Consider the following 20,601-nt stretch of genomic DNA (forward strand, 5'->3'; position numbering starts at 1 on the left):
CGCCCGCGGCCACGGGCGAGATGCCGCGCATCCGGGAGAGCCGGGCCCGGCGTAACGCCGAACTCGGGCTGCTGGTCTTCGCGCTGCTGCTGGTGGCCGGCTACTCGGCCACCGTCGAGGTGAACGTCCTGGGCACCATTCGCCCCGACTTCTGGGTGCCGATGGCCGTGCTCGCCGGCTTCTTCCTCGCGCTGCACGTGGCGATCCGGTTCCTGGCCCCGTACGCCGACCCGGTGCTGGTGCCGGCGGTGGCGCTGCTCAACGGCATCGGGGTCGGCTTCCTGCGCCGGCTCGACCTGGCCAGGGCCGACCCCGAAGAACGGGTCCACCTGCCGATCTTCGCCGGCATCGGCGGCCGGCAACTGGCCTGGACGCTGGCCGCCATGGTGCTGGCGGCCGGCCTGCTGGTGCTGGTCCGGGACCACCGGTCGATCTCCCGGTACGCCTACACGCTCGGCCTGGCCGGCATCATCCTGGTGATGATCCCGGCGGTGCTGCCGGCGCGGTACTCCGAGATCTACGGCGCCAAGCTGTGGATCCGGGTCGGTGGCTTCTCGATCCAGCCCGGTGAGTTCGCCAAGCTCGCCCTGCTGGCGTTCTTCGCGTACTACCTGGTGCGCAAGCGCGAGGTGCTGTCGCTGGCCAGCCGCCGGGTGCTGGGCATCGACTTCCCGCGCGGGCGGGACCTCGGGCCGGTGGTCGGGGTCTGGATGCTGAGCCTGCTGGTGCTGATCTTCGAGAAGGACCTCGGCACCTCGCTGCTCTACTTCGGCATGTTCGTGGTGACGCTGTACATCGCCACCGAGCGGTCCAGTTGGCTGATCATCGGCCTGCTGCTGTTCTTCGGCGGCGCCTTCCTGGCGTACTTCCTCGGCGGCACCGTCGGCGGCCCGTTCGCGAACTTCTACGTCCGCGCGCAGATCTGGCTCGACCCGTTCGGCGATCCGTACGAGAAGGGTTACCAACTGGTCCAGGGTCTGCTGGGGCTGGGCACGGGCGGCCTGTTCGGCACCGGTCCGGGCGGCGGTCAGCCGCTGAAGATCCCCGAGGTGCAGAACGACTTCATCTTCGCCGGACTGGGCGAGGAGATCGGCCTGTTCGGGCTCACCGCGCTGCTGGTGTGCTACCTGCTGGTGGTCGAGCGGGGGCTGCGGGCCGCGCTGGCGGTGCGCGACTCGTTCGGCAAGCTGCTGGCCGGCGGCCTGGCGTTCACCCTCGGCCTCCAGGTCTTCGTGATCGTCGGCGGGATCAGCAAGCTCATCCCGCTCACCGGCCAGACCACTCCGTTCATGTCCGCCGGTGGGTCCTCGCTGATGGCGAACTGGCTGCTGATCGCGATCCTGCTGCGGGTGTCCGACGCCGCGCGCCGGCCGGTCGAGGCGGCGCCGGTGGTCCGTACCTCCGGCGGATCGGTCCAGCCGGAAAAGCTGCACGGCGCGCAGACGGAGGTGATCCGCCCGTGAACGCACCGTTGCGCAAGGTCGGCGTCGTGGTGATGGTCCTGTTCGGCCTGCTGTTCGCCAACCTCAACTGGGTACAGGCGTACAAGGCCGACGATTACCGCACGAGCCCGTACAACGGCCGGGTCCAGGTCGCCGAGTACGACCGCAAGCGCGGCAACATCGAGGCCGGCGGCACCGCCCTGGCCACCAGCAAGGACACCGGCGGCGAACTGCGCTACACCCGCAGCTACCCGAAGGGCGAGCAGTACGCGCACGTGCTCGGGTACAAGCCGGTCAACCTCGGGGCCGTCGGCATCGAGGACAGCGAGAACGACTTCCTGGCCGGCACCAGCGACCGGCTCTTCGCCGACCGGTTCCGGGACATGTTCACCGGCAACCAGACCGCCGGCGGCAACGTGCTGCTGACCATCTCCAAGCGCGCCCAGGAGAAGGCCTTCCAGCAGCTTGCCGACAACCGGTTGGGTGTGGACAAGGGGGCGGTGATCGCCCTCGACCCGCGGACCGGCGCCGTTCAGGCCCTGGTCTCGATGCCGAGCTTCGACCCGAACCAACTGGTCTCGCACGACACCGAGAAGGCCCAGGCCGCCTACAACCAGCTGGACAAGGACGCGGACAAGCCGCTGCGCAACCGGGCGCTGGGCGAGACCCTGCCGCCGGGATCGACCTTCAAGGTCATCGACTCGGCCGCCGCGCTGGAGAACGGCTACACCAAGGACACCAAGATCCCGGCCGGCTCGGTCTACCGGCCGCCGGGCTCCGGGGCGGACGTCCGGAACGAGGCCGGCACGATCTGTCCGGAGGACGAGGTCACCCTCATCAAGGCGTTGACCGAGTCCTGCAACACCGGCTTCGCCCGGCTGGGCGTGAAGCTCGGTTCCGAGGTCATCAAGCAGAAGGCCCAGGCGTTCGGCTTCGGCCAGCAGGACCTCACGGTCGGCCAGCTCGACGACGGCGGCTGGCCGGTGGCGGCCAGCGAGACCGGCAGCATGCAGGGGCCGGACGGGCAGGACGACCCGGGCGCGCTGGCCCAGTCGGCGATCGGGCAGCGGGACGTGCGGATGACCCCGTTGCAGGGCGCGCTGGTGGCGGCGACGGTCGCCAACGGCGGCGGCCAGATGCGGCCGTACCTCGTGCAGCAGCTCATCGGTCCGGACCGGACCACCAACTACTACACCGCCGACCCGAAGCAGCTGCGCCAGCCGGTCACCCCGCAGGTCGCCGCGGACCTGCGGGACATGATGGTCAGCGTCGTCGAGAACGGCACCGGCAAGCGGGCGCAGATCTCCGGGTACACGGTCGGTGGCAAGACGGGAACGGCGGAGAACGCCCCCGGCGTGCCGGCGCACGGCTGGTTCATCGGGTTTCTCATGAAGGACGGCCAGCCCATCTCGGCGATCTGTGTGCTGCTGGAGCGGGCCGGCGACGCCGGCAGCGGCGAGGCGGCGCGGATCGCCGGCGAGGTCTTCCAGGAGATCATCAAGGACCGGGGTGGCAAGTGATCCTCAGCCCCGGCGTGCAGCTCGGCAACCGCTACCGGATCGATGAGCGGATCGCCGGTGGCGGCATGGGCGACGTCTGGCGCGGCACCGACGAGGTGCTCGGGCGAACGGTGGCGGTGAAGGTGCTGCTGCCCGCGCTGCTGGATGAGCCCGGGTTCGCCGAGCGCTTCCGGGGCGAGGCCCGGACGATGGCGACGATCAACCACCCGGGCGTGGTCGACGTCTACGACTACGGCAGCGACCAGCAGATCGCCTTTCTGGTGATGGAGTACGTCGAGGGCGATGCGCTGTCCCGGACCCTGAGCCGGGTCGGCCGGCTCACCCCGGCCCGCACGATGGCGCTTGTCGCGCAGGCCGCCGAGGCGTTGCAGGCGGCGCACGACAAGGGCATCGTGCACCGGGACGTGAAGCCGGGAAACCTGCTGGTCCGGCCGAACGGCACGCTGGTGCTCACCGACTTCGGCATCGCCCGGTCCGAGCTGGTGGGCCAGCTCACGGCGGCCGGCGCGGTGCTCGGCACCGCCTCGTACATCTCGCCGGAGCAGGCCACCGGCGGGGTGGCCACGCCCACCTCCGACGTGTACGCCCTCGGCGTGGTCGCGTACCAGTGCCTGGCCGGCCGGCGACCGTTCGAGGGGGACAATCCCCTCGAAATCGCCATGAAGCACGTCCGGGAGACACCCCGGCCGCTGCCCCCGGACTGCCCGCCCTCCGTGCGGGGCATCGTCGAGCGGGCCATGGCCAAGGACCCCGGCGCCCGCTGGCCCACCGCGGCCGCGCTCTCCTCGGTGGCCCGGCACGCGGCCGGCGGTCTGGCGTCCGCCCGGCCGCACTCGGCGCCGCCGGCCGGGATGCCCGGCTCACCGGCCGGCGCCCCCGCACGTGCGTACCCGCCGGCCACCGGATCGGCCCGGCCCCCGGCCGCGGCCCCCGGTTCGCCGGTCGCCGCCCGCCCACCGGCCGCTGCCCCCGGTTCGCCGGTTTCCGCCCGGCCACCGGCGGCGGCTCCCGGTTCGCCGGTTTCCGCGCACCCGGCACCCCGGATCGCCGGCACGGCCAGCCCGCGTCCGCCGGCCGGCAACGCCAACGCCCGACCGCCGGGACCCACCGTTGCGCCCCGCCCACCCGTGTCGGCCGGTCCGCCGGGCGCGCGTACCCCGGTCTCGGCCGGTGGGGGTGTCCCGGCCGGCGCGCCCCCCGTGGGCGCCGGTCAGCATCCGAACGCCGCCGGTGGACCCAACCGGGGCGCCGCCGCGGTGCCCCGGCCCGCTCCGGCTCCGGCCGGCAACCAGCAGCAGTGGCGGCCGGCCGGAACGGCCCGGCCGGTGCCGGCACCGGCCGGCGCCGATGCCGGGCGCCGGTCGTTCTGGATCGTGCTGGCTATCGTGGTGGGTCTGCTCGTGCTGCTCTGCTGGGGGCTCAACCAGCTCCGGACACAGAGCGGGACGGCCGGGCCGTGGCCCGGCCCCGTGCCGGCCGCGGCGTGGCGTACCGACGGCGGTAGCGACGATTTCGGCCCCACGCCGTACCGTCGGGTGCAGCGGGCGCTGCCCCCCGGTGGCGACCAGACGAGCGAAGGACGACAGACGAGATGACGGCCCAGGCCCGCCTGCTGGGTGGCAGGTATCAGGTCGGCGAGCTGCTGGGATACGGCGGCATGGCCGAGGTGCACCGCGGGCGCGATCTGCGGCTCGGCCGGGACGTCGCGATCAAGATGCTGCGCAACGACCTTGCCCGGGACGCCACCTTCCAGATGCGGTTCCGGCGCGAGGCCCAGAACGCCGCGTCGCTGAACCACCCCGCCATCGTGGCCGTCTACGACACCGGCGAGGAGATCGCGCCGACCGGCGAGACGATCCCGTTCATCGTCATGGAGTTCGTCAACGGCCGCACCCTCAAGGAGGTGCTGGCGGCCGAGGGGCGGCTGATGCCGCGGCGGGCCATGGAGATCACCGCCGACATGTGCGCGGCGCTGGAGTTCAGCCACCGGCACGGCATCATCCACCGGGACATCAAGCCGGGCAACGTGATGCTCACGCTCAACGGCCAGGTCAAGGTCATGGACTTCGGCATCGCGCGGGCCCTGGCCAGCGGCGCCACCACGATGACGCAGACCAGCGCCGTGATCGGCACCGCCCAGTACCTCTCCCCGGAACAGGCCCGCGGCGAGGCGGTCGACGCCCGCTCCGACGTGTACGCGGCCGGCTGTGTGCTGTTCGAGCTGCTCTGCGGCCATCCGCCGTTCGTCGGGGACAGCCCGGTGAGCGTGGCCTACCAGCACGTCCGTGAGGACCCGCCGTCGCCCAGCTCGATCAATCCGGACGTGACCCCGCCGATCGACGCGATCGTGCTGAAGGCGCTCTCCAAGAACCCGCTCAACCGCTACCAGAGCGCCGGCGAGATGCGCGCCGATCTGCTCCGCGCCGCGGCCGGCCGGCCGGTGATGGCCACCCCGGTGATGCCGGCCGAGGAGACCATGACGATGGCGGCGGCCCCGGCCGCCGGCCGGCAGGGCCAGGGGGGCCGCCCGCCGGCCTCCACCCGTGTCGGTGACGCGCAGCGGCGCCGGGCGTCGGCCTGGATGATGGCCGTGCTCAGCGCGCTGGGCGTACTGGCCGTGGTGGCCCTGGTGGCGGCGCTGCTGGTGCAGAAGATGGACCGCAACCGGGTGGACGTGCCGAACGTGGCCGGGATGACCCAGGCGCAGGCCGAGACCGAGCTGTCCAAGGTGGGCCTGCGGCTGCAGCCCGGCGACCCGCAGTTCACCGACGACTGCACCAAGGACAAGGTCGTCGACCAGGACCCGACGGCCGGAGCGCGGGCGAACCGGCAGGACACGGTCACCGTTTCGATCTGCGGCGGCAAGCCCTCGGTGACGGTCCCGAACAACCTCGTCAGCGGGCCCTACGACTACGTCAAGGACCAGTTGGAAGCGCTCGGTCTGAAGGTCAAGAAGGAGAGCGAGTCCAGCGACAAGCCGGAGGACACGGTCCTCGCCCTCGACCCGAAGCCAGGCAGCAAGGTGGAGAAGGGCACCGAGATCACCGTCACGGTCTCCAGCGGCGACCTGAAGAGCGTGCCCAACGTGGTCGGCATGTCGCAGGAGGCCGCCATCGCCATCCTCAAGGGCGCCGGCTTCAACAACGTCTCCGTCCGGGAGGGGGACGTGGTCCCCGACAACGCGGGCAACGTCTCGGATCAGAACCCGACGGCCAACGAGAAGAAGAAGACCTCCACCAAGATCACCATCACGGTGGATCAGGCGCCGGTCGAGCCGACCGAGCCCCCGTCGTCGCCGTCCAGCCCGCCGCCCAGCGAACCGGGCACCGGCGGCGGCACCGGCGGGCCGACCCTGCCGATCCCGCGCTGACACCGCCACCGGCCGGCGGCGACAACCGCCGGCCTCGGGTGGCCCGGCTCGGATGGCCCGGCTCTGGCGGCCGGCTCTGGCGGTGGTTGCCGGTTGCCGGCGGTTGCCGGTCGTCGGCTCAGCCGGCGGCGAACGCGGCGAGCCGCCGTTCGTCCACCCGGGCACCGAGCGCCGGGGCGCGGTCCAGCGCCTCGGGCTGGCCACACGCGGCCAGCCAGTTCGCCAACATCAGGTGACCGCCCTGGGTGAGCACCGACTCCGGGTGGAACTGCACGCCCTCGATCGGCAGGGTGCGGTGCCGCAGCGCCATCACGACCCCGGACTCGGTCCAACCGGTCACTTCGATCTCGGCCGGCAACGTCTCGCGGAGCACGGCCAGGGAGTGGTAGCGGGTCGCGGTGAACGGGTCGGGCAGGCCGGCGAGCACACCCGCGCCGGTGTGCCGGACCAGCGAGGTCTTGCCGTGCAGCAACTCGGGTGCCCGGTCGACGGTGGCGCCGAACGCCTCGCCGATCGCCTGGTGGCCGAGGCAGACGCCGAACAGCGGGAGCCGGCCCGCGTACTCGCGGATCAGGTCGAGGCAGATGCCGGCGCGGTCCGGCGTGCCGGGACCCGGGGAGAGCAGCACCCCCGCGACACCCGCCCGGCCGACCTCGGCCAGTTCGATCTCGTCGTTGCGCCGTACGTCGCAGTCGACCCCGAGCTGGCCGAGGTACTGCACGATGTTGAACACGAACGAGTCGTAGTTGTCGATCACCAGGATGCGCATGGTCCCACCTGCGGTCAGCTCGGGAGCGGCTGCCCGGACGGCGGCCGATCGTTCGTGTGGGTGGCGTACGGCAGGTCGTACTCGTCGTCGGTCGGGGTCGCAACCGGCGTCGACCTCGGCGTCGGCCTCGTCGTCGTCGCCGGCGCCTCCCCGGCGGTGTCGCCGTCCTGGGTCACCTGGACGTCGTCGAACGGGAGCAGCGGTTCGGCCCAGGGGAAGACCACGAACCACAGCAGCAGCACCGCGGCGGCGGTCAGCAGCACCGAGCCGGCGAGCCGGCCGGGCAGCCCGAAGGGCAGATGACGCCAGATCCATCGGTACATCCGTCAGACTCCCAGCTCCGGCGGGCGACCGGACGACTTGGGCTGGGTGCGGGCCAGCTCGGCGTGCACGATGAGCCGCTGGTAGTTGTTGAACTTCGGGTTGCAGGTGGTCAGCGTGAGCATCCGCTTGGTGGGCTTGGCGCCGGGCCGGCCGGGCACCGGCGCCACCACCTCCACCTGGGTGGGCAGCACGATCTCCTGGCTGGTCACCCGGTAGACGTACCAGTCGGTGCGGCCCTCGACCACGATCGCGTCCCCGGGCTGCAACTCGTTGAGCTGCCAGAAGATCGCCTTGATCCGGTGGCCCGCGACCGAGAAGTTGCCGACCTCCCCCGGCAGCGCGGTGTCGGGGTAGTGGCCGGGGGCGTACCGGATGTCGGCCGGGGTCACCCCCTCGACCACCACCCAGTTCTTGTCCAGCCTGGGGATGTAGAGCCCGGCCACCGGCTTCCCCTCGACCGGGACGAACGGCTTCTCGCTCGGCTGGGTCGGGCCGACCGTCGGGTCCGGTGCCCACTCCTGGGCGAGCTGGTTGTCGAGCTCATGCTGGTGGGAGTCGATGATGACCGACTTGCCCCAGACCTCGTAGCCGGCGAACAGCAGCACCACCATGCCGAACGTGATCAACAGCTCGCCCAGCACCCGGACGCCGCCGCGGATCCGGGATCCCACCGTCGGTCGGGTCAGCTCGGAGTAGACGCTCTTGTAGCCCTCGGTCAGTTGCTCCGGCCGGAGCTTGACCACCATCTCGCCACGCCGCGGCGCGGGCTCCTTCACCGGCGCGTCGGTCTCCCCCTCGGGACGCGGTGGCAGCTCCGGCACCGCGCCCATCAGCGCGGTGTGGTCGCTCAGTGCGCCGATGGGGATGGCCGGGATCAACGCGGTCGGCTGGTCGCCCCGCCCGGCCGGGGTCGGGCCGGGCCGGGCCGGCTCCGGGCCGGTCCTGCCGGGAGGGCCGGCCGGGCGGTCGGGGGTGTTGTCGCGCTCCTGGACCGGGGCGCCGGAGGTCTGGCCCGGACCGGCCGCGGCGGGTCGCCGGGGCGTGGTCCTGCTGGTCACCGCGGGGATGATCGCCGTCTCGGTCTCGGCCCGGAACACCGGGATCACCGAGGTGGGCGCGTCATCCGTGCCGGCGGACCGGGCGCCGGAATTCGACTGGCGTCCGGCCGGTGCCGGTGCCGGTGCCGAGCCCGACGTCGGCGTCGCTGCCGGTGCCGGTGCCGGTGCCGACGCCGCCGTCGCTGCTGGTGGTGCCGTCGCGGCCGGCCTCGGCGCCGTGGAGGCCGGCACCGGCGCGGCGGGCGCCGGGTGCTGATCGAGAGGCATCGTCACGCCGGGTATGACCGCCGGGCGGGGCCAGCCCGGCCGGATCGGCAGCGAACCGTCGGAGGCCGGGGTCGCCGGGCCGCTTGGCTCCGGCCGGGGCGGGGAGTCCAGCCGCCACGGACCCGGATCGAGCGGACGCGGCTCCTGGCGCCGGTCGCCCTCGGCCGGCGGCGGCGCGACCGGGCGCCCGGTGCTGGCGGCGGCACGCGGCTCGGCGGCTCGTTCGGCGGCGGCTCGTTCGGCGGCGGCTCGCGGCTCGGGGGCGCCCTCGGGGGCGCCGCCGGCCAGGGGCATGGCGGGGCGCTCGTCGACGCCCTCGGCACGGGACTCGGCGGGTCGCTCGTCGATGCCGCCGGTTCGCGGTTGCGCGGGTCGTCCGGTGCTGACGATGGGTTGCTCGGTGCCGCCGTCGGGCCGGGGGTCAGCCGGCCGGCGTCCCCCGTCGAGGGGTCGACCGGGCCACGGCGGCGGCGGTTCGAACGTGCGGCCGGGGCGGTCCACCGGTCGCGCCGGCGTGCCGGGCGTCGTACCCGTGGGCTGGCGGCCGGGTGACGTGGTGTCGCTGGGCGGCGTCGTGCCGGTGGGCTGCTGAACGGTCGACGCGGTGTCGCTGGGTGCCCGGCCGGCGGGCACGGTGTCGCTGGGTGCCCGGCCGGGCGGCGTGGTGTCGCTGGTGTCCTGTCCCGTGGCCGGCGGGCGATCGTTCGGGATCCTGGCGGCGGCCGTGGCCGGCGGCTCCGGGGACTCGCCGGGCGTGGGTCCCCACCACAGTTCGATGCTCACCGGCCGCGCCGGTCCGCCCGCCCGCGGTACCTGGGCGTCAGTCTGCGGCGCGTGACCGCCCGCCCGCGGTACCTGGCCGTCAGTCTGCGGCGCGTGACCGCCCGCGTGCGGCGTACCCGGGGTCTCCGGTGCCCGGCCGGCCACCGGAGCCGGAGGCTCGGGGGGCAGCTCGATCCGCGGAATCACCGCCGTGGGGTCGTCCAGGTTCGCGGCCCGGTGCCGGCCGTTGCGCCGCCCGGCGTCCCGGTCGCCGTCGGCCGGTCCGGGGCTCACCGGGGGACCACCGCGGATCGCAGGCTGCTCGACCCGTCGAAGGCCGGGACGGTGACCGGGCCCTCGGTCTCCTGGTACCCCAGGTGGTAGTGCTCGGCCGCGTCCCGGAACAGCTGCACCCCCGCCGAGGCGGCGAGCGCCCGGCGGAGTTGGACCGGATCGCCGATGGCCCGGATCCTGAACGGCGGCGAGTACACCCGGCCGTGCAGCAGCAGGGTGTTGCCCACGCACCGGACGGCGCTGGTGGCCAGCACCCGGACATTCATGATCGACATCGCCTCGGCGCCGCCGGCCCAGAGCGCGTTCACCACGGCCTGTACGTCCTGCTGGTGCACCACCAGGTCGTCGTTGCTGATTCCCGGCGGAAGGGCGCCGTCGGGCCGGGCGGGCGCGTCGTTGAGTTCCACGGTCAGCCCGGGTCCGGCCAGGGCGGTGAAGCCGGCCGCCTGCCGGGACGCGGCGGCCCGGTCGCGCTGGGCGGCGATGGGGGCGTCGGAACCGGCCAGCGACTCGGTCTGCTGCTCGACGTCGGCCCGCAGGGCGGCGGCCTGCTCCTCGCTCTCGGCCACCTGCCTGCGCCGGTCCTCGATGAGCTGGGCCAGCTGCGGGCTGCGATCCTCGCGCAGGGTGGTGCCGCTGGCCGTGGTGGCGGTCGTGGTGAACAGCAGCCCCGCGGCCAGGGAGATCAGCGGTACGCCGACGGACCAGATGGTGCGTCGTTGCCCGCGGCGTCGCGGCAGCAGGCCGATGCCCGCGCGCAGGAACGCCTTACGCCATGACGCGGCGCCGGAGGTGTATTCCACCTGAGGCTTCCTTCCTACCCGCTCACCGGTGCTCGGGCGGGCCGACCGAGGCCGACCCGCTCACGGACCGCACTCATCCACCCCATTCGTGGCCTGAACCGTCCGCCCCGACTACGCTAGCTTTGAACATTATTGGCCATGGACCGTCGCCCCCGCGCCCGGTTGTCAGGCCGGACGAGGTTGTCACCCCCTCAGGAGAGCGTCGTGCCCAAGTCGCAGGTCCGTAAGAAGAAGGTGTACACGCCGCCGTCGGACATCCGTCCGACGAGCACAGCGGCTTCGCGCAAGCCTAGCCCGATCTGGCTGCCGATCACCGCCGTGACCCTGATCGTGGTCGGCATCGGCTGGCTGGTCGTGTACTACCTCTCCGAGACCCAGTACCCGGTGGCAAGTTGGCACTACTGGAACCTGGCGGTCGGGTTCGGCGCGATGGTCGCCTCGCTGATTCTGCTCTCCCGCTGGCGCTGACCCGCCGGTCGCGCCACCGGCCGGCCGGGCTCCGGGCCGACCTGCCGGAACGTTCCTCACCAGCGCCTTCTAGGGTGGTCGGCAAGCTCCGGCGCGCCGGCTGCGAGGTTCCTCACGTTACCCACCGGTAACCTGGCGCGTAGGCTGCAACGGTGACCGCACCCGCGGTTACGCTCGCCTGCCGCACGCAGACCGGGAGGATCGCATGGGCAGCGTCCAGATCGTCACGACGGTGCTCGCGGCCGCCATCACCGCCGTTGCGGCGTGGCTGGCGGTCCGTGCGGTTTTGAGGATGACGGCGGTCATCCGGCTCGGGCAGCCGGACCCCGGGCGGTTCGGCGACCCGGCGACCCGTACCCGGACGATGCTCACCGAGACGCTCGGGCACACCCGGATGCTCCGCTGGAGCGTGGTGGGTGCCGCGCACTGGACCGTGATGGTCGGCTTCATCGTCCTGTCGCTGCTGGTCCTGGAGGCGTACTTCGAGGTCGTCAGCCCCACCGGCGGGCTGCCCGTGCTCGGCGGCTGGGTGGTGTACGGCCTGGTCACCGAGATCATCGGCGCGCTCGGCCTGATCGGCATCCTGGTGTTGATGACCATCAGGCTGCGCAACCGGCCGAGTCGGCCGGAGCGCCGGTCCCGGTTCACCGGCTCGACGATGTGGCAGGGCTACTTCGTGGAGTGGATCATCCTGCTGGTGCTGACCTGCGGGTTCCTCATCCGAGGCTTCAAGGTGGCCAACGGGCACTTCGAGTTCCCGGCCTGGGCCACCCCGATCAGCCACGCGGTCGGCGGGGTGCTGCCGGCCTGGGAGTCCGGCACCAGCGTCACCGCCCTCATCAAGATCATCATTTCGATGGTCTGGCTCATCGTCATCTCGCTGAACGTCACCATGGGCGTCGCCTGGCACCGCTTCCTGGCCTTCCCCAACATCTACTTCAAGCGCAACCCGCGGCTGGACCCGGCTCCCGCCTCCGGCCTCGGCGGACTGCGCCCGATGATGTCCGGCGGCAAGCCCCTCGACTTCGAGGAGGCGGACCCCGAGAAGGACCAGTTCGGCGTCGCGCAGGTCGAGCAGTTCACCTGGAAGGGCCTGCTGGACTTCAGCACCTGCACCGAGTGCGGCCGGTGCCAGTCGCAGTGCCCGGCCTGGAACACCGGAAAGCCGCTCTCGCCGAAGCTGCTGGTGCTCAGCCTGCGCGACCACGCGTACGCCAAGGCGCCGTACCTGCTGGCCGGCGGCGGCAAGGACCTCAGCGGCGAGGAGAAGGCCAGCGCCGAGCAGCTCGCCGGGGTCGACGTGCTGGCCATGGCCGAGTCGGAACGACCGCTCATCGGCGGGGCCGAGGAAGGCGGCATCATCGACCCGGACGTGCTGTGGTCCTGCACCACCTGCGGCGCCTGCGTCGAGCAGTGCCCGGTCGACATCGAGCACGTCGATCACATCGTGGACATGCGCCGCTACCAGGTGTTGATCGAGTCGAGCTTCCCGTCCGAGGCCGGCGTGATGCTGCGCAACCTGGAGAACAAGGGCAACCCGTGGGGCGCGCCGCCGAACACCCGCGAGGACTGGACCAAGGGCCTCGACTTCGAGGTGCCGCGGGTCGGCGAGGTGGAGGACTTCGAGTACCTCTTCTGGGTCGGCTGCGCCGGGGCGTTCGAGGACCGGGCCAAGAAGACCACCCGGGCCGTTGCCACCCTGCTGCACGAGGCGGGCGTCAACTTCGCCATCCTGGGCGAGGGGGAGACCTGTTCCGGCGACCCGGCACGGCGGATCGGCAACGAGTTCGTCTTCCAGATGCTCGCCCAGCAGAACGTGGAGACCCTGAACGAGGCGTTCGGCGAGCGGGAGCGCAGCCGCCGGAAAATCGTGGCGACCTGCCCGCACTGCTTCAACACCCTGGGCAACGAGTACGGACAGCTCGGCGGCGAGTTCGAGGTCGTGCACCACACACAGTTGCTGGCCCACCTGGTCACCGCGGGCCGGCTCACCCCGGTCCAGCCGGTCGACGGCGGTCTCACCTACCACGACCCCTGCTACCTGGGCCGGCACAACCGGGTCTTCACGCCGCCGCGCGAGGTGCTCACGGCCGCCGTGCAGGGCGGCGCCGGCCCGGCCGCCGGACCGGCCATCACCGAGATGCCCCGCAACAGCGAACGCTCGTTCTGCTGCGGCGCCGGCGGTGCCCGGATGTGGATGGAAGAGAAGATCGGGAAGCGGATCAACGTCGAGCGGGTCGAGGAGGCGCTGTCCACGGGCGCCGGCACCATCGCCGTGGGCTGCCCGTTCTGCTACACGATGATCGGCGACGGGGTGACCGGCAAGGGCGCGGCCGACCAGGTGGAGGTCGTGGACGTGGCCACGGTGCTGCTCCGTTCGGTCCGCCCGGAGGGGTCGGAGGCGGCAGCGCAGTAGGGGCGCCGACGTGGAACAATCGGCACCGAGGTGAACCGACAATCGACGGCCTGATTGTGACCACGCTTCTGCCGCTGGTCGGCTTCGTCCTGTTGACCGCCGGCAACGCCTTCTTCGTGACCGCCGAATTCGCCCTGGTGACCGTTGACCGGGCCGAGATCGAGCAGCGTGCCGCGGCCGGCGAGCGGCGGGCGCGCACGGTGCTGGACGCCCTGCACCGGCTCTCCTTCCAGCTCTCCGGCGCCCAACTGGGCATCACGATCACCGCGTTGCTGACCGGCTACCTGGCCGAACCCGCGCTGGCGAAGCTGTTCGCGCCGGCCGTCCGGCCGCTGGCCGGCGCGGCCAGCGGGCAGATCATCTCGATCCTGGCGCTGGCCCTGGCCACCGCCGTGTCGATGCTCTTCGGGGAACTCGTGCCGAAGAACGCCGCGCTGGCCCGCCCGATGCCGGCGGCGCTGATCACGGCCGGGCCGATGCGGCGGTTCTCCGCGGCCTGCCGGCTGCCCATCCGGGTGCTCAACAACTCGGCGAACTGGCTGGTCCGGCGGCTGGGCATCGAGCCGCAGGAGGAACTGGCGAGCGCCCGCTCGCCGGAGGAACTGGGGCTGCTGGCGGCCATCTCGGCCCGCGCCGGGGCGCTGCCGCCGGACACGGCGATGCTGCTGCAACGCACGATCCGGTTCGCCGACAAGCGGGCGGCCGAGGCGATGACCCCGCGGGTGGACGTGGTCGCGCTGCCGGCCACCGCCACCGTGGCCGAGCTGATCACCCTGTCCCGGCAGACGGGGCGGACCCGCTTCCCGGTGTACGAGGAGACACTCGACCTGGTCACCGGGGTCGCCGGGGTGCCGGACGCGCTCGGCGTACCGCTGGCCCGGCGCGCGGCCACCACGGTGGCCGCGGTGGCCCGCGAACCGGTCTACGTGCCGGAGAGCCTGGACCTGGACAGCGTCCTGGCGGCGCTGCGGGCGGCCGGCGCCGACCTGGCCATCGTGGTCGACGAGTACGGCGGCACGGACGGCGTGGTGACCGTCGAGGACCTGGTGGAGGAACTCGTCGGCGAGATCGCCGACGAGTTCGACCCGGCGACCGCGCTGCACCCCGACCCCGGCGACCTCACCGTGCCCGGCGGCGAGCGGGCGGTGCTGCTGGACGGGATGCTGCGCGCCGACGAACTGGCCGAGCAGACCGGGTTCCGGTTGCCGGAGGGGCCGTACGAGACGCTGGCCGGCTTCGTGATGGCCCGGCTCGGCCACATCCCGGTGCCCGGGGAGACCGTGCAGGAACGCGGCTACGAGTTCACCGTGGTGGAGGTGGAGCGGCACCGGGTCGAGCAGGTCCGGGTCGTGCTCCCGCAGGAGCCGGTCGACCATGTTTAACCTGCTGCTCGCCGCCGTCCTGCTGCTGGGCAACGCGTTCTTCGTGGGCGCCGAGTTCGCCCTGATCGCCTCCCGGCGGACCGCCATCGAACCGCTGGCCGAGACCTCCCGGCGGGCTCGCTGGGCGTTGGCGGCGATGAACCAGATCCCGCTGATGATCGCCGGGGCGCAGCTCGGCATCACGATCTGCTCGCTCGGCCTGGGCGCGATCGCCGAACCGGCCCTGGCGCACCTGCTGGAGTCGCCGTTCGACGCGCTCGGGCTGCCCGCCGGTGCCGTGCACCCGGTCGCGTTCGTGCTCGCGCTGGGCACGGTCGTCTTCCTGCACACGGTGGTCGGCGAGATGGTGCCGAAGAACGTCACCCTCGCCGGGCCGGAGCCGTCGGCGCTGCTGCTGGCGGGACCGATGCTGGGCTTCTGCCTGGCCACCAAGCCGGTGCTGGTGGCGATGAAGTGGGCCGCCCGCCGGGTGCTGTCGCTGTGGCGGATCGAGGCCACCGAGGCGGTCAAGACGGTCTTCACGGCGGAGGAGCTGACCGGGCTGGTGACACAGGCCCGTACGGAGGGGCTGCTCGGCTCGGAGGAGCACGCGCGGATCACCGCGGCGCTGGCGCTGCACAGCCGTACCGCCGCGGACGCCCTGCAACCGTGGTCCGAGGTGACCACCGTGGCCGACGACGTGTCGCCGGGCACCCTGGAGGTGCTCGCCACCCGCACCGGCCGGTCGCGCTTTCCGATGGTGCAGCGCAGCACCCGCCGGGTCGTCGGGTTCGTGCACGTCAAGGACGTACTCGATTGCGTCGGTGAGGCACGGCGGTCGCCGGTGCCGACGGAGCTGGTGCGACCGCTCGCGGTGGTGCCGCCGGACCGGTCGCTGGCCGACCTGCTGCTGGCGATGCGCCGGGAGCGCCGGCACATGGTGTTGGTCAGTGACGGGCGGGCGCCGCTGGGGGTGGTGACGCTGGATGACGTATTGACCGCCGTAGTCGGAACGGCATCCGAATCCATTACTCCACAACGGATCGTATCCGCGTAGTCGCTCAGGGCAGGGAAATGAGGGTGCTTCTTGATTCGCCGCAGAAGCTTCCCTAATCTGAGGCACCGATCGCCGTTGGAATGTCAGCCACCGCCACCCCCGCGGAGGCCCCCGGCGATCGGGATTCGATAGGAGTCGCTGTCCGGTGGCACGTGTGCTCTCAATGCCCCGGCGCGGACCACGCCGCGCCGCGCATCGCATCCTTGCGGTCCTGCTCACCGCCTGTGCCGGGCTGATGCCCATGACCCAGGCGCATGCGGCACCCTCCGTGGACGAGATCGAAAAGCAGATCGACAAGCAGTGGGAGCAGTTGGAGCCCACCATCGAGGCGTACAACAAGGTGCACAGCCAGTTGGGCGCCAAGCGGAAGAAGATCACCGATCTTCAGAAGAAGATCGAGCCGCTGTCGTTGCAGACCGCGATCGCGCTCAACCGGGTCGGCGACCTCGCGGTCCGGTACTACAAGACCGGACCAGGCTCCGACCTGAACGCCCTGCTGGTCACCGGCGACCCGGGCAGCCTCACCGAACAGCTCACGGTGTTGGACCGGCTCGCCACCCAGCAGAAGCAGGAGATCGCCAGCGTCATGGCGGCGCGGGACAAGTACAACGCCGAGAAGGAGAAGCTGGAGCAGTTGGTCGCCCAACTCGCCCAGCAGGAGACCGAGCTGGCGGCGAAGAAGAAGCAGATCAACGCGGAGATCAAGCGGCTGACCGCGTCGCTGCCGAAGACCGTGGTGAAGGTCGCCGGCTGTCCCACCATCAAGGGCGTGGTCAGCAGCGCGGCGTCGACCGCGATCAAGACCGCGTGCGCCCAGGTCGGCGACCCGTACGTCTGGGGCGCCACCGGTCCGAACTCCTTCGACTGCTCCGGGCTCACCCAGTACGCGTACAAGGCGGCGGGGATCTACCTGACGCACTACACGGGTGCCCAGTGGCAGTCCGGCCATGCTGTCAGCCGGGCCGACTCCCGCCCCGGTGACCTGGTGTTCTTCTACAGCGATGTGCACCATGTCGGCCTCTACCTGGGCAACGGACTGATGGTGCACGCGCCGCGGACCGGCAAGCCGGTCCAGGTCAGCAGCATCGACTACCAGCCGGTGGCCGGTTTCCGCCGGGTCACCTGAGCCACCCGCGCTTCCGGACGCGCACGAGAAGGGGCCCCGCCGACCGGCGGGGCCCCTTCTCGTGCGCGTGCTATGCGGTGGCGTCGGCGCCGGTCAGCGCGGCGCCCCCAGCGGCGAGGGCAGCAGGTCGACGTCGTCCAGGTTGACGAACATGATCCGGTGTCCGAACTGGAGCTGAACGTACCGGTTGTCACCCCGGATGACGGTGAAGTCACCGGGCGCGGAGCCGTCGAAGGTGACCGCCCGGTAGTACTCGCCGCGCGGCAGGCCGCCGACGACGTACCGCTGGCCGGCCGGCAGCGTGTACTGCAACGGCGTGATCGTCTGGTACGGCACCCCCTCGGGGTACGCGGACTGCTCGGGGTACGCCCGGCCGTACACCGGGATGTTGTCCCTGCCGGCCTTGGGCGTGGCGACCAGGCCGATGCCCCACTTCGCGACCGGCGCCGCGGCCGGGTTGTGGAACCAGCCCTTCTGGCCGAGGTACCAGATCGCGGTCCAGTCCCCCTGCCGGCCGGCCAGCGCGTACGTCTGCCCGGCGGACACCCGCGAACCGTGGTCGGCCACGTCCATCGTGACCGGGCTGCCGTCCGGGTGCAGACCCTCGTCGGCCAGCAGCGGCGCGTCCTCGCTGGGAGCGCTGTGCAGGATCACCGCGGACGAGCCGCGGGCCGGGCACGGCACGCCGGCACCGTCGCATCCGGTGAACGCCGGCTGGTTCGTGGCGAAGTCCGGGTCGATGGTGACCGCGCCGCCGACCGGGGTGCCGATGCCGCGGAACGGCGCGTGCATCAGGTCGAAGTAGTGCGACCAGTCCCAGTACGGACCCGGGTCCCAGTGCATGCCCTTGACCGCGGCGGGGGTGATGCCCGGGACGTTGTCGTGGCCGACGATGTGCTGCCGGTCCAGCGGGATGCCGAGGCTGTGCGCGAGGTAGGCGACGAGCCTGGCCGAGGACCGGTACATGGCCTCGGTGTACCAGGTGCCCTGGGCGGCGAAGCCCTCGTGCTCGATGCCGACGCCCTTGGCGTTGACGTACCAGTTGCCGGCGTGCCAGGCCACGTCCTTGGTCTTGACGTGCTGGGCGATCAGGCCGTCGGACGAGCGGATGGTGTAGTTCCAACTCACGTACGTCGGGTCCTGGACCAGGTCGAGCGTGGTCGCCCAACTACCTTCGGTGTCGTGGATGACGATGTAGTCGATCTTCTGCCGGCCCGGTCGCTCGGACAGGTCGTGGTTGCCGTAGTCGCCGACCGTGGGGCCGTACTGCTCGTACGGCGCCGGCACGTCGACGCAGGCCACCGTCGTCGGGCACTCCAGCCCGTCCGGCCGGGGCTTCGGGGCGCGCAGCCGCAGCCGCTCCAACCAGGAGCGGACCGGTTCGACCGCGCTGGCGGCCAGCCGTACGTGCTGCCCGTCGTCGGTGGTGCGGTCCGCGCCGGTGCGCAGGGTCGCGTAGACCTCGTTGGCGAACGCCGCGGCGGCGTCCGAGGCGTCCGCGCCCGAGTACCGGGCCACCGCGCCGTACCAGGCCGCCGGGTCGCTGCCGCTGCCCGTCGGCCCGGCCAGGTCCTTCTGGTACGCCGCGAGCAGCGCGGCGCCGCCACGGATGTTGCTGGCCGGGTCCGTGCGCAGCGCATCGGCACCGACGCCGGTGAGCGCCGCGGCGGCGGTCACGGTCTGCAGGGACGCGGCCGGGGGTGCGTCCTCGGCGGTGGCCGCGGCGTCCGGTCCGGTCGTGACCGTCATCGGCCTAGCCTGGTCGCCGCGCGGGTCCTCGGCCGGCCCGTAGTGGCCCGGCAGCGGGAGCGACCGGACGTGTTCGGCGTCGGTGAGGTGCATCGGGCCGTAGCCGGCGGCGGTGCTCGGCGAGCCGGCGTTGGTGTCCCAGCGGGACTCCAGGTAGGAGACGCCGAGCAGTACGCTCTCCGGTACGCCGTACTCGGCCGCCGCGGCGGCGTACTCGTGTTGTCGGGTGTCGCTGGCCGGACCGGCGGCCGCCGGCGCGGCGATCGGCGCGAGCGACGCCGCGCCGACCAGTGCGGTGCTGAGCAGGATCCGCCTGCTCAGCATGAGCTGCGAACGGTGCATCGAACCTCCATTGCCAGGCGAGTGGCTCCTGGTCACCCTTGTCTCTGCGGCCGCCTGCGTCAATAGATTCCGATTGACGCCCACAGGGCGTAGAATTCCTTCACTCTCGCCACCCTCCGCTACCGTGCGCTATACCGCCCGATGGAAGTTCCGCGCTGGCTTGCTTTCGCTCCGGCGCCTTCCCTACCCTTGGTCACCGTCGAGACGGGTAAAAGATCGTCCAAGGGGGACGGCAACGGCTCGACACCGCCGAATCGTTCCGACGAACCGGGGAACCAGGTCCCAGGGGTGAATCCGCGGATGCCGCGGTAGGGCGACTCTCTTCCGCCCGAACCCGTCAGCTAACCCGGTAGGCGGGAAGGGGAGAAGGAGAACCAGCCTCGGTGGCAAGCCATGCCCCGCGGCCGGGTTCCGCACGTCGGCCTGCCGCCGGCGTCGGGTTCCGGTCGCGCCCGCGTTGGTCCGTCGTTTCCGTTGCCCTCACCGCGGTCGCCAGTGCACTGACCCTGCTGGTCGGCGCCGCACCGGTACACGCCGACCCCTCGGTCTCCGAGATCGAGAAGCAGATCGATGACGAGTGGGGCAAGCTGGAACCCACGATCGAGAAGCACAACGCCGCCCGCCAGGACCTCGCCGCCAAGCGGAAGCAGGTCGCGGCGCTGGAGAAGAAGATCCAGCCCCTGCAGTTGCAGGTCGACCTGGCGATGAACAAGGTCGGCGGGTTCGCCGTCGAGGCGTACAAGGGTGACCAGGCCTCCGCGCTGAACGCGATCCTCACCACGGGCGACCCGAACGCGCTGGTCGACCAGCTTCAACTGCTGGACCAGTTCGCCCGCAAGCAGCAGCGGGACGTGGAGGACGCGGTCAAGCTGAAGAACGAGTACGCCGCGAAGAAGGCGCCGCTGGACCTGCTGGTCGCCCAGCTCACCAAGACCGAGGCCGAGCTTTCGGCCAAGGCCAAGGAGATCGACGCCGAGATCGACCGGCTGCAGAAGCTGCGGACCAAGGTGTACGGCGACGGCGGTGGCGGCGTGTTCGCCCCGGCGCCCTGCCCGGCGACGTACCCCGGCGGGAGCGCCGGCACGGTGGTCAAGTTCGCCTGCAAGCAGATCGGCAAGCCGTACGTCTGGGGCGCCGACGGACCCAGCTCGTACGACTGCTCCGGGCTGACCATGGCCGCCTGGGCGCAGGTCGGCGTGCATCTGCCGCACAACGCCGCCCAGCAGTACAACTCGATGACGCACATCAGCCGCGGCTCACTGCGCCCCGGCGACCTGGTCTTCTACAACAGCCTCGCGCACGTCGGCATGTACGTGGGGAACGGCTGGGTGGTGCACGCGCCGCAGAGCGGCGACCACGTCCGGATGAGAAAGATCGACGTGGGCAGCATCGTCGGCTACGGCCGGCCGCGCTGAGCCGCCGCCGTCCCCTGGCCGTTCCCAGCCGTTCCCCGGGCCCCGGTGTCGCCGTCGC

General features: G+C 72.0%; 15 protein-coding genes and 1 riboswitch. Of the genes, 10 read left to right on the top strand and 5 right to left on the bottom strand.

What is annotated here, in order from left to right; all coding sequences use genetic code 11:
* Positions 1 to 20 precede the first annotated feature (20 nt).
* From CIK06_RS00455 to pknB, 4 genes are read left to right on the top strand one after another with little or no spacing between them, the layout of a single operon-like run.
* On the top strand, positions 21 to 1,463 hold the full coding sequence (locus tag CIK06_RS00455) for an FtsW/RodA/SpoVE family cell cycle protein (RefSeq protein ID WP_095563140.1): 1,443 nt from the start codon (positions 21 to 23) through the stop codon (positions 1,461 to 1,463).
* Positions 1,460 to 2,962 carry a penicillin-binding protein 2 gene (locus CIK06_RS00460; RefSeq protein ID WP_095563141.1) on the top strand — a complete coding sequence of 501 codons (1,503 nt, stop codon included), beginning with the start codon at positions 1,460 to 1,462 and terminating at the stop codon, positions 2,960 to 2,962. Before CIK06_RS00455 ends, CIK06_RS00460 begins: the two co-directional genes overlap by 4 nt.
* A complete protein-coding gene (locus tag CIK06_RS00465; protein ID WP_095567453.1) occupies positions 2,962 to 4,557 on the top strand; it encodes a serine/threonine-protein kinase in 1,596 nt (531 codons plus the stop codon). Before CIK06_RS00460 ends, CIK06_RS00465 begins: the two co-directional genes overlap by 1 nt.
* On the top strand, positions 4,554 to 6,332 hold the full coding sequence (pknB, locus tag CIK06_RS00470) for a Stk1 family PASTA domain-containing Ser/Thr kinase (RefSeq protein WP_095563142.1): 1,779 nt from the start codon (positions 4,554 to 4,556) through the stop codon (positions 6,330 to 6,332). The genes CIK06_RS00465 and pknB overlap by 4 nt, the downstream gene beginning before the upstream one ends.
* Positions 6,333 to 6,450: 118 nt before the next feature.
* Here pknB and CIK06_RS00475 read toward each other — a convergent pair whose 3' ends face one another.
* Genes CIK06_RS00475 through CIK06_RS00495 form a run of 4 tightly spaced genes read right to left on the bottom strand, consistent with a single transcriptional unit; the run spans position 6,451 to position 10,609 of the window.
* On the bottom strand, positions 6,451 to 7,101 hold the full coding sequence (locus tag CIK06_RS00475; protein ID WP_095563143.1) for an aminodeoxychorismate/anthranilate synthase component II: 651 nt from the start codon (positions 7,099 to 7,101) through the stop codon (positions 6,451 to 6,453).
* 14 nt (positions 7,102 to 7,115) lie between these two features.
* A complete protein-coding gene (locus CIK06_RS00480; protein WP_095563144.1) occupies positions 7,116 to 7,424 on the bottom strand; it encodes a hypothetical protein in 309 nt (102 codons plus the stop codon).
* A 3-nt stretch (positions 7,425 to 7,427) separates the two neighbouring features.
* Complete coding sequence (locus tag CIK06_RS32080) at positions 7,428 to 9,806, bottom strand: class E sortase (protein WP_304528810.1); 2,379 nt, start codon at positions 9,804 to 9,806, stop codon at positions 7,428 to 7,430.
* Positions 9,803 to 10,609 carry a DUF881 domain-containing protein gene (locus CIK06_RS00495; protein WP_095563145.1) on the bottom strand — a complete coding sequence of 269 codons (807 nt, stop codon included), beginning with the start codon at positions 10,607 to 10,609 and terminating at the stop codon, positions 9,803 to 9,805. Before CIK06_RS00495 ends, CIK06_RS32080 begins: the two co-directional genes overlap by 4 nt.
* Positions 10,610 to 10,813: 204 nt before the next feature.
* On the opposite strand from CIK06_RS00495, the gene CIK06_RS00500 reads away from it, so the two are divergent.
* The 5 genes from CIK06_RS00500 (at position 10,814) to CIK06_RS00520 (ending at position 17,037) form a co-directional block, all read left to right on the top strand.
* Complete coding sequence (locus CIK06_RS00500) at positions 10,814 to 11,077, top strand: cell division protein CrgA (protein ID WP_095563146.1); 264 nt, start codon at positions 10,814 to 10,816, stop codon at positions 11,075 to 11,077.
* 205 nt (positions 11,078 to 11,282) lie between these two features.
* Entirely contained in the window at positions 11,283 to 13,493 is a 2,211-nt protein-coding gene (locus CIK06_RS00505) for a (Fe-S)-binding protein (RefSeq protein WP_095563147.1), read from the top strand.
* 56 nt (positions 13,494 to 13,549) lie between these two features.
* On the top strand, positions 13,550 to 14,875 hold the full coding sequence (locus tag CIK06_RS00510; RefSeq protein WP_232533931.1) for a hemolysin family protein: 1,326 nt from the start codon (positions 13,550 to 13,552) through the stop codon (positions 14,873 to 14,875).
* A complete protein-coding gene (locus CIK06_RS00515) occupies positions 14,868 to 15,911 on the top strand; it encodes a hemolysin family protein (protein WP_095563148.1) in 1,044 nt (347 codons plus the stop codon). Before CIK06_RS00510 ends, CIK06_RS00515 begins: the two co-directional genes overlap by 8 nt.
* 163 nt (positions 15,912 to 16,074) lie before the next feature.
* The gene (locus CIK06_RS00520) at positions 16,075 to 17,037 is read left to right on the top strand and encodes a C40 family peptidase (protein ID WP_095563149.1); all 963 of its coding nucleotides are present in this window, start codon (positions 16,075 to 16,077) and stop codon (positions 17,035 to 17,037) included.
* A 93-nt stretch (positions 17,038 to 17,130) separates the two neighbouring features.
* Here CIK06_RS00520 and CIK06_RS00525 read toward each other — a convergent pair whose 3' ends face one another.
* Complete coding sequence (locus CIK06_RS00525) at positions 17,131 to 19,128, bottom strand: N-acetylmuramoyl-L-alanine amidase (protein WP_232533933.1); 1,998 nt, start codon at positions 19,126 to 19,128, stop codon at positions 17,131 to 17,133.
* Between the two features lie 237 nt (positions 19,129 to 19,365).
* Positions 19,366 to 19,499, top strand: a riboswitch (cyclic di-AMP (ydaO/yuaA leader).
* A gap of 12 nt (positions 19,500 to 19,511) precedes the next feature.
* Here CIK06_RS00525 and CIK06_RS00530 point away from each other — a divergent pair.
* Complete coding sequence (locus CIK06_RS00530) at positions 19,512 to 20,543, top strand: NlpC/P60 family protein (RefSeq protein WP_095563151.1); 1,032 nt, start codon at positions 19,512 to 19,514, stop codon at positions 20,541 to 20,543.
* Positions 20,544 to 20,601: the final 58 nt, after the last annotated feature.

Source organism: Plantactinospora sp. KBS50 (genome assembly GCF_002285795.1).
Taxonomy (GTDB): Bacteria; Actinomycetota; Actinomycetes; order Mycobacteriales; family Micromonosporaceae; genus KBS50.

Bases quoted from the DNA above. Each gene is read 5' to 3' on its own strand.
- CIK06_RS00455 (WP_095563140.1), top strand. From the start codon at position 21: ATGCCGCGCATCCGGGAGAGCCGGGCCCGGCGTAACGCCGAACTCGGG.
- pknB (WP_095563142.1), top strand. From the start codon at position 4,554: ATGACGGCCCAGGCCCGCCTGCTGGGTGGCAGGTATCAGGTCGGCGAG.
- CIK06_RS00475 (WP_095563143.1), bottom strand. From the start codon at position 7,101: ATGCGCATCCTGGTGATCGACAACTACGACTCGTTCGTGTTCAACATC.
- CIK06_RS00480 (WP_095563144.1), bottom strand. From the start codon at position 7,424: ATGTACCGATGGATCTGGCGTCATCTGCCCTTCGGGCTGCCCGGCCGG.
- CIK06_RS00505 (WP_095563147.1), top strand. From the start codon at position 11,283: ATGGGCAGCGTCCAGATCGTCACGACGGTGCTCGCGGCCGCCATCACC.
- CIK06_RS00515 (WP_095563148.1), top strand. From the start codon at position 14,868: ATGTTTAACCTGCTGCTCGCCGCCGTCCTGCTGCTGGGCAACGCGTTC.
- CIK06_RS00520 (WP_095563149.1), top strand. From the start codon at position 16,075: ATGCCCCGGCGCGGACCACGCCGCGCCGCGCATCGCATCCTTGCGGTC.
- CIK06_RS00525 (WP_232533933.1), bottom strand. From the start codon at position 19,128: ATGCACCGTTCGCAGCTCATGCTGAGCAGGCGGATCCTGCTCAGCACC.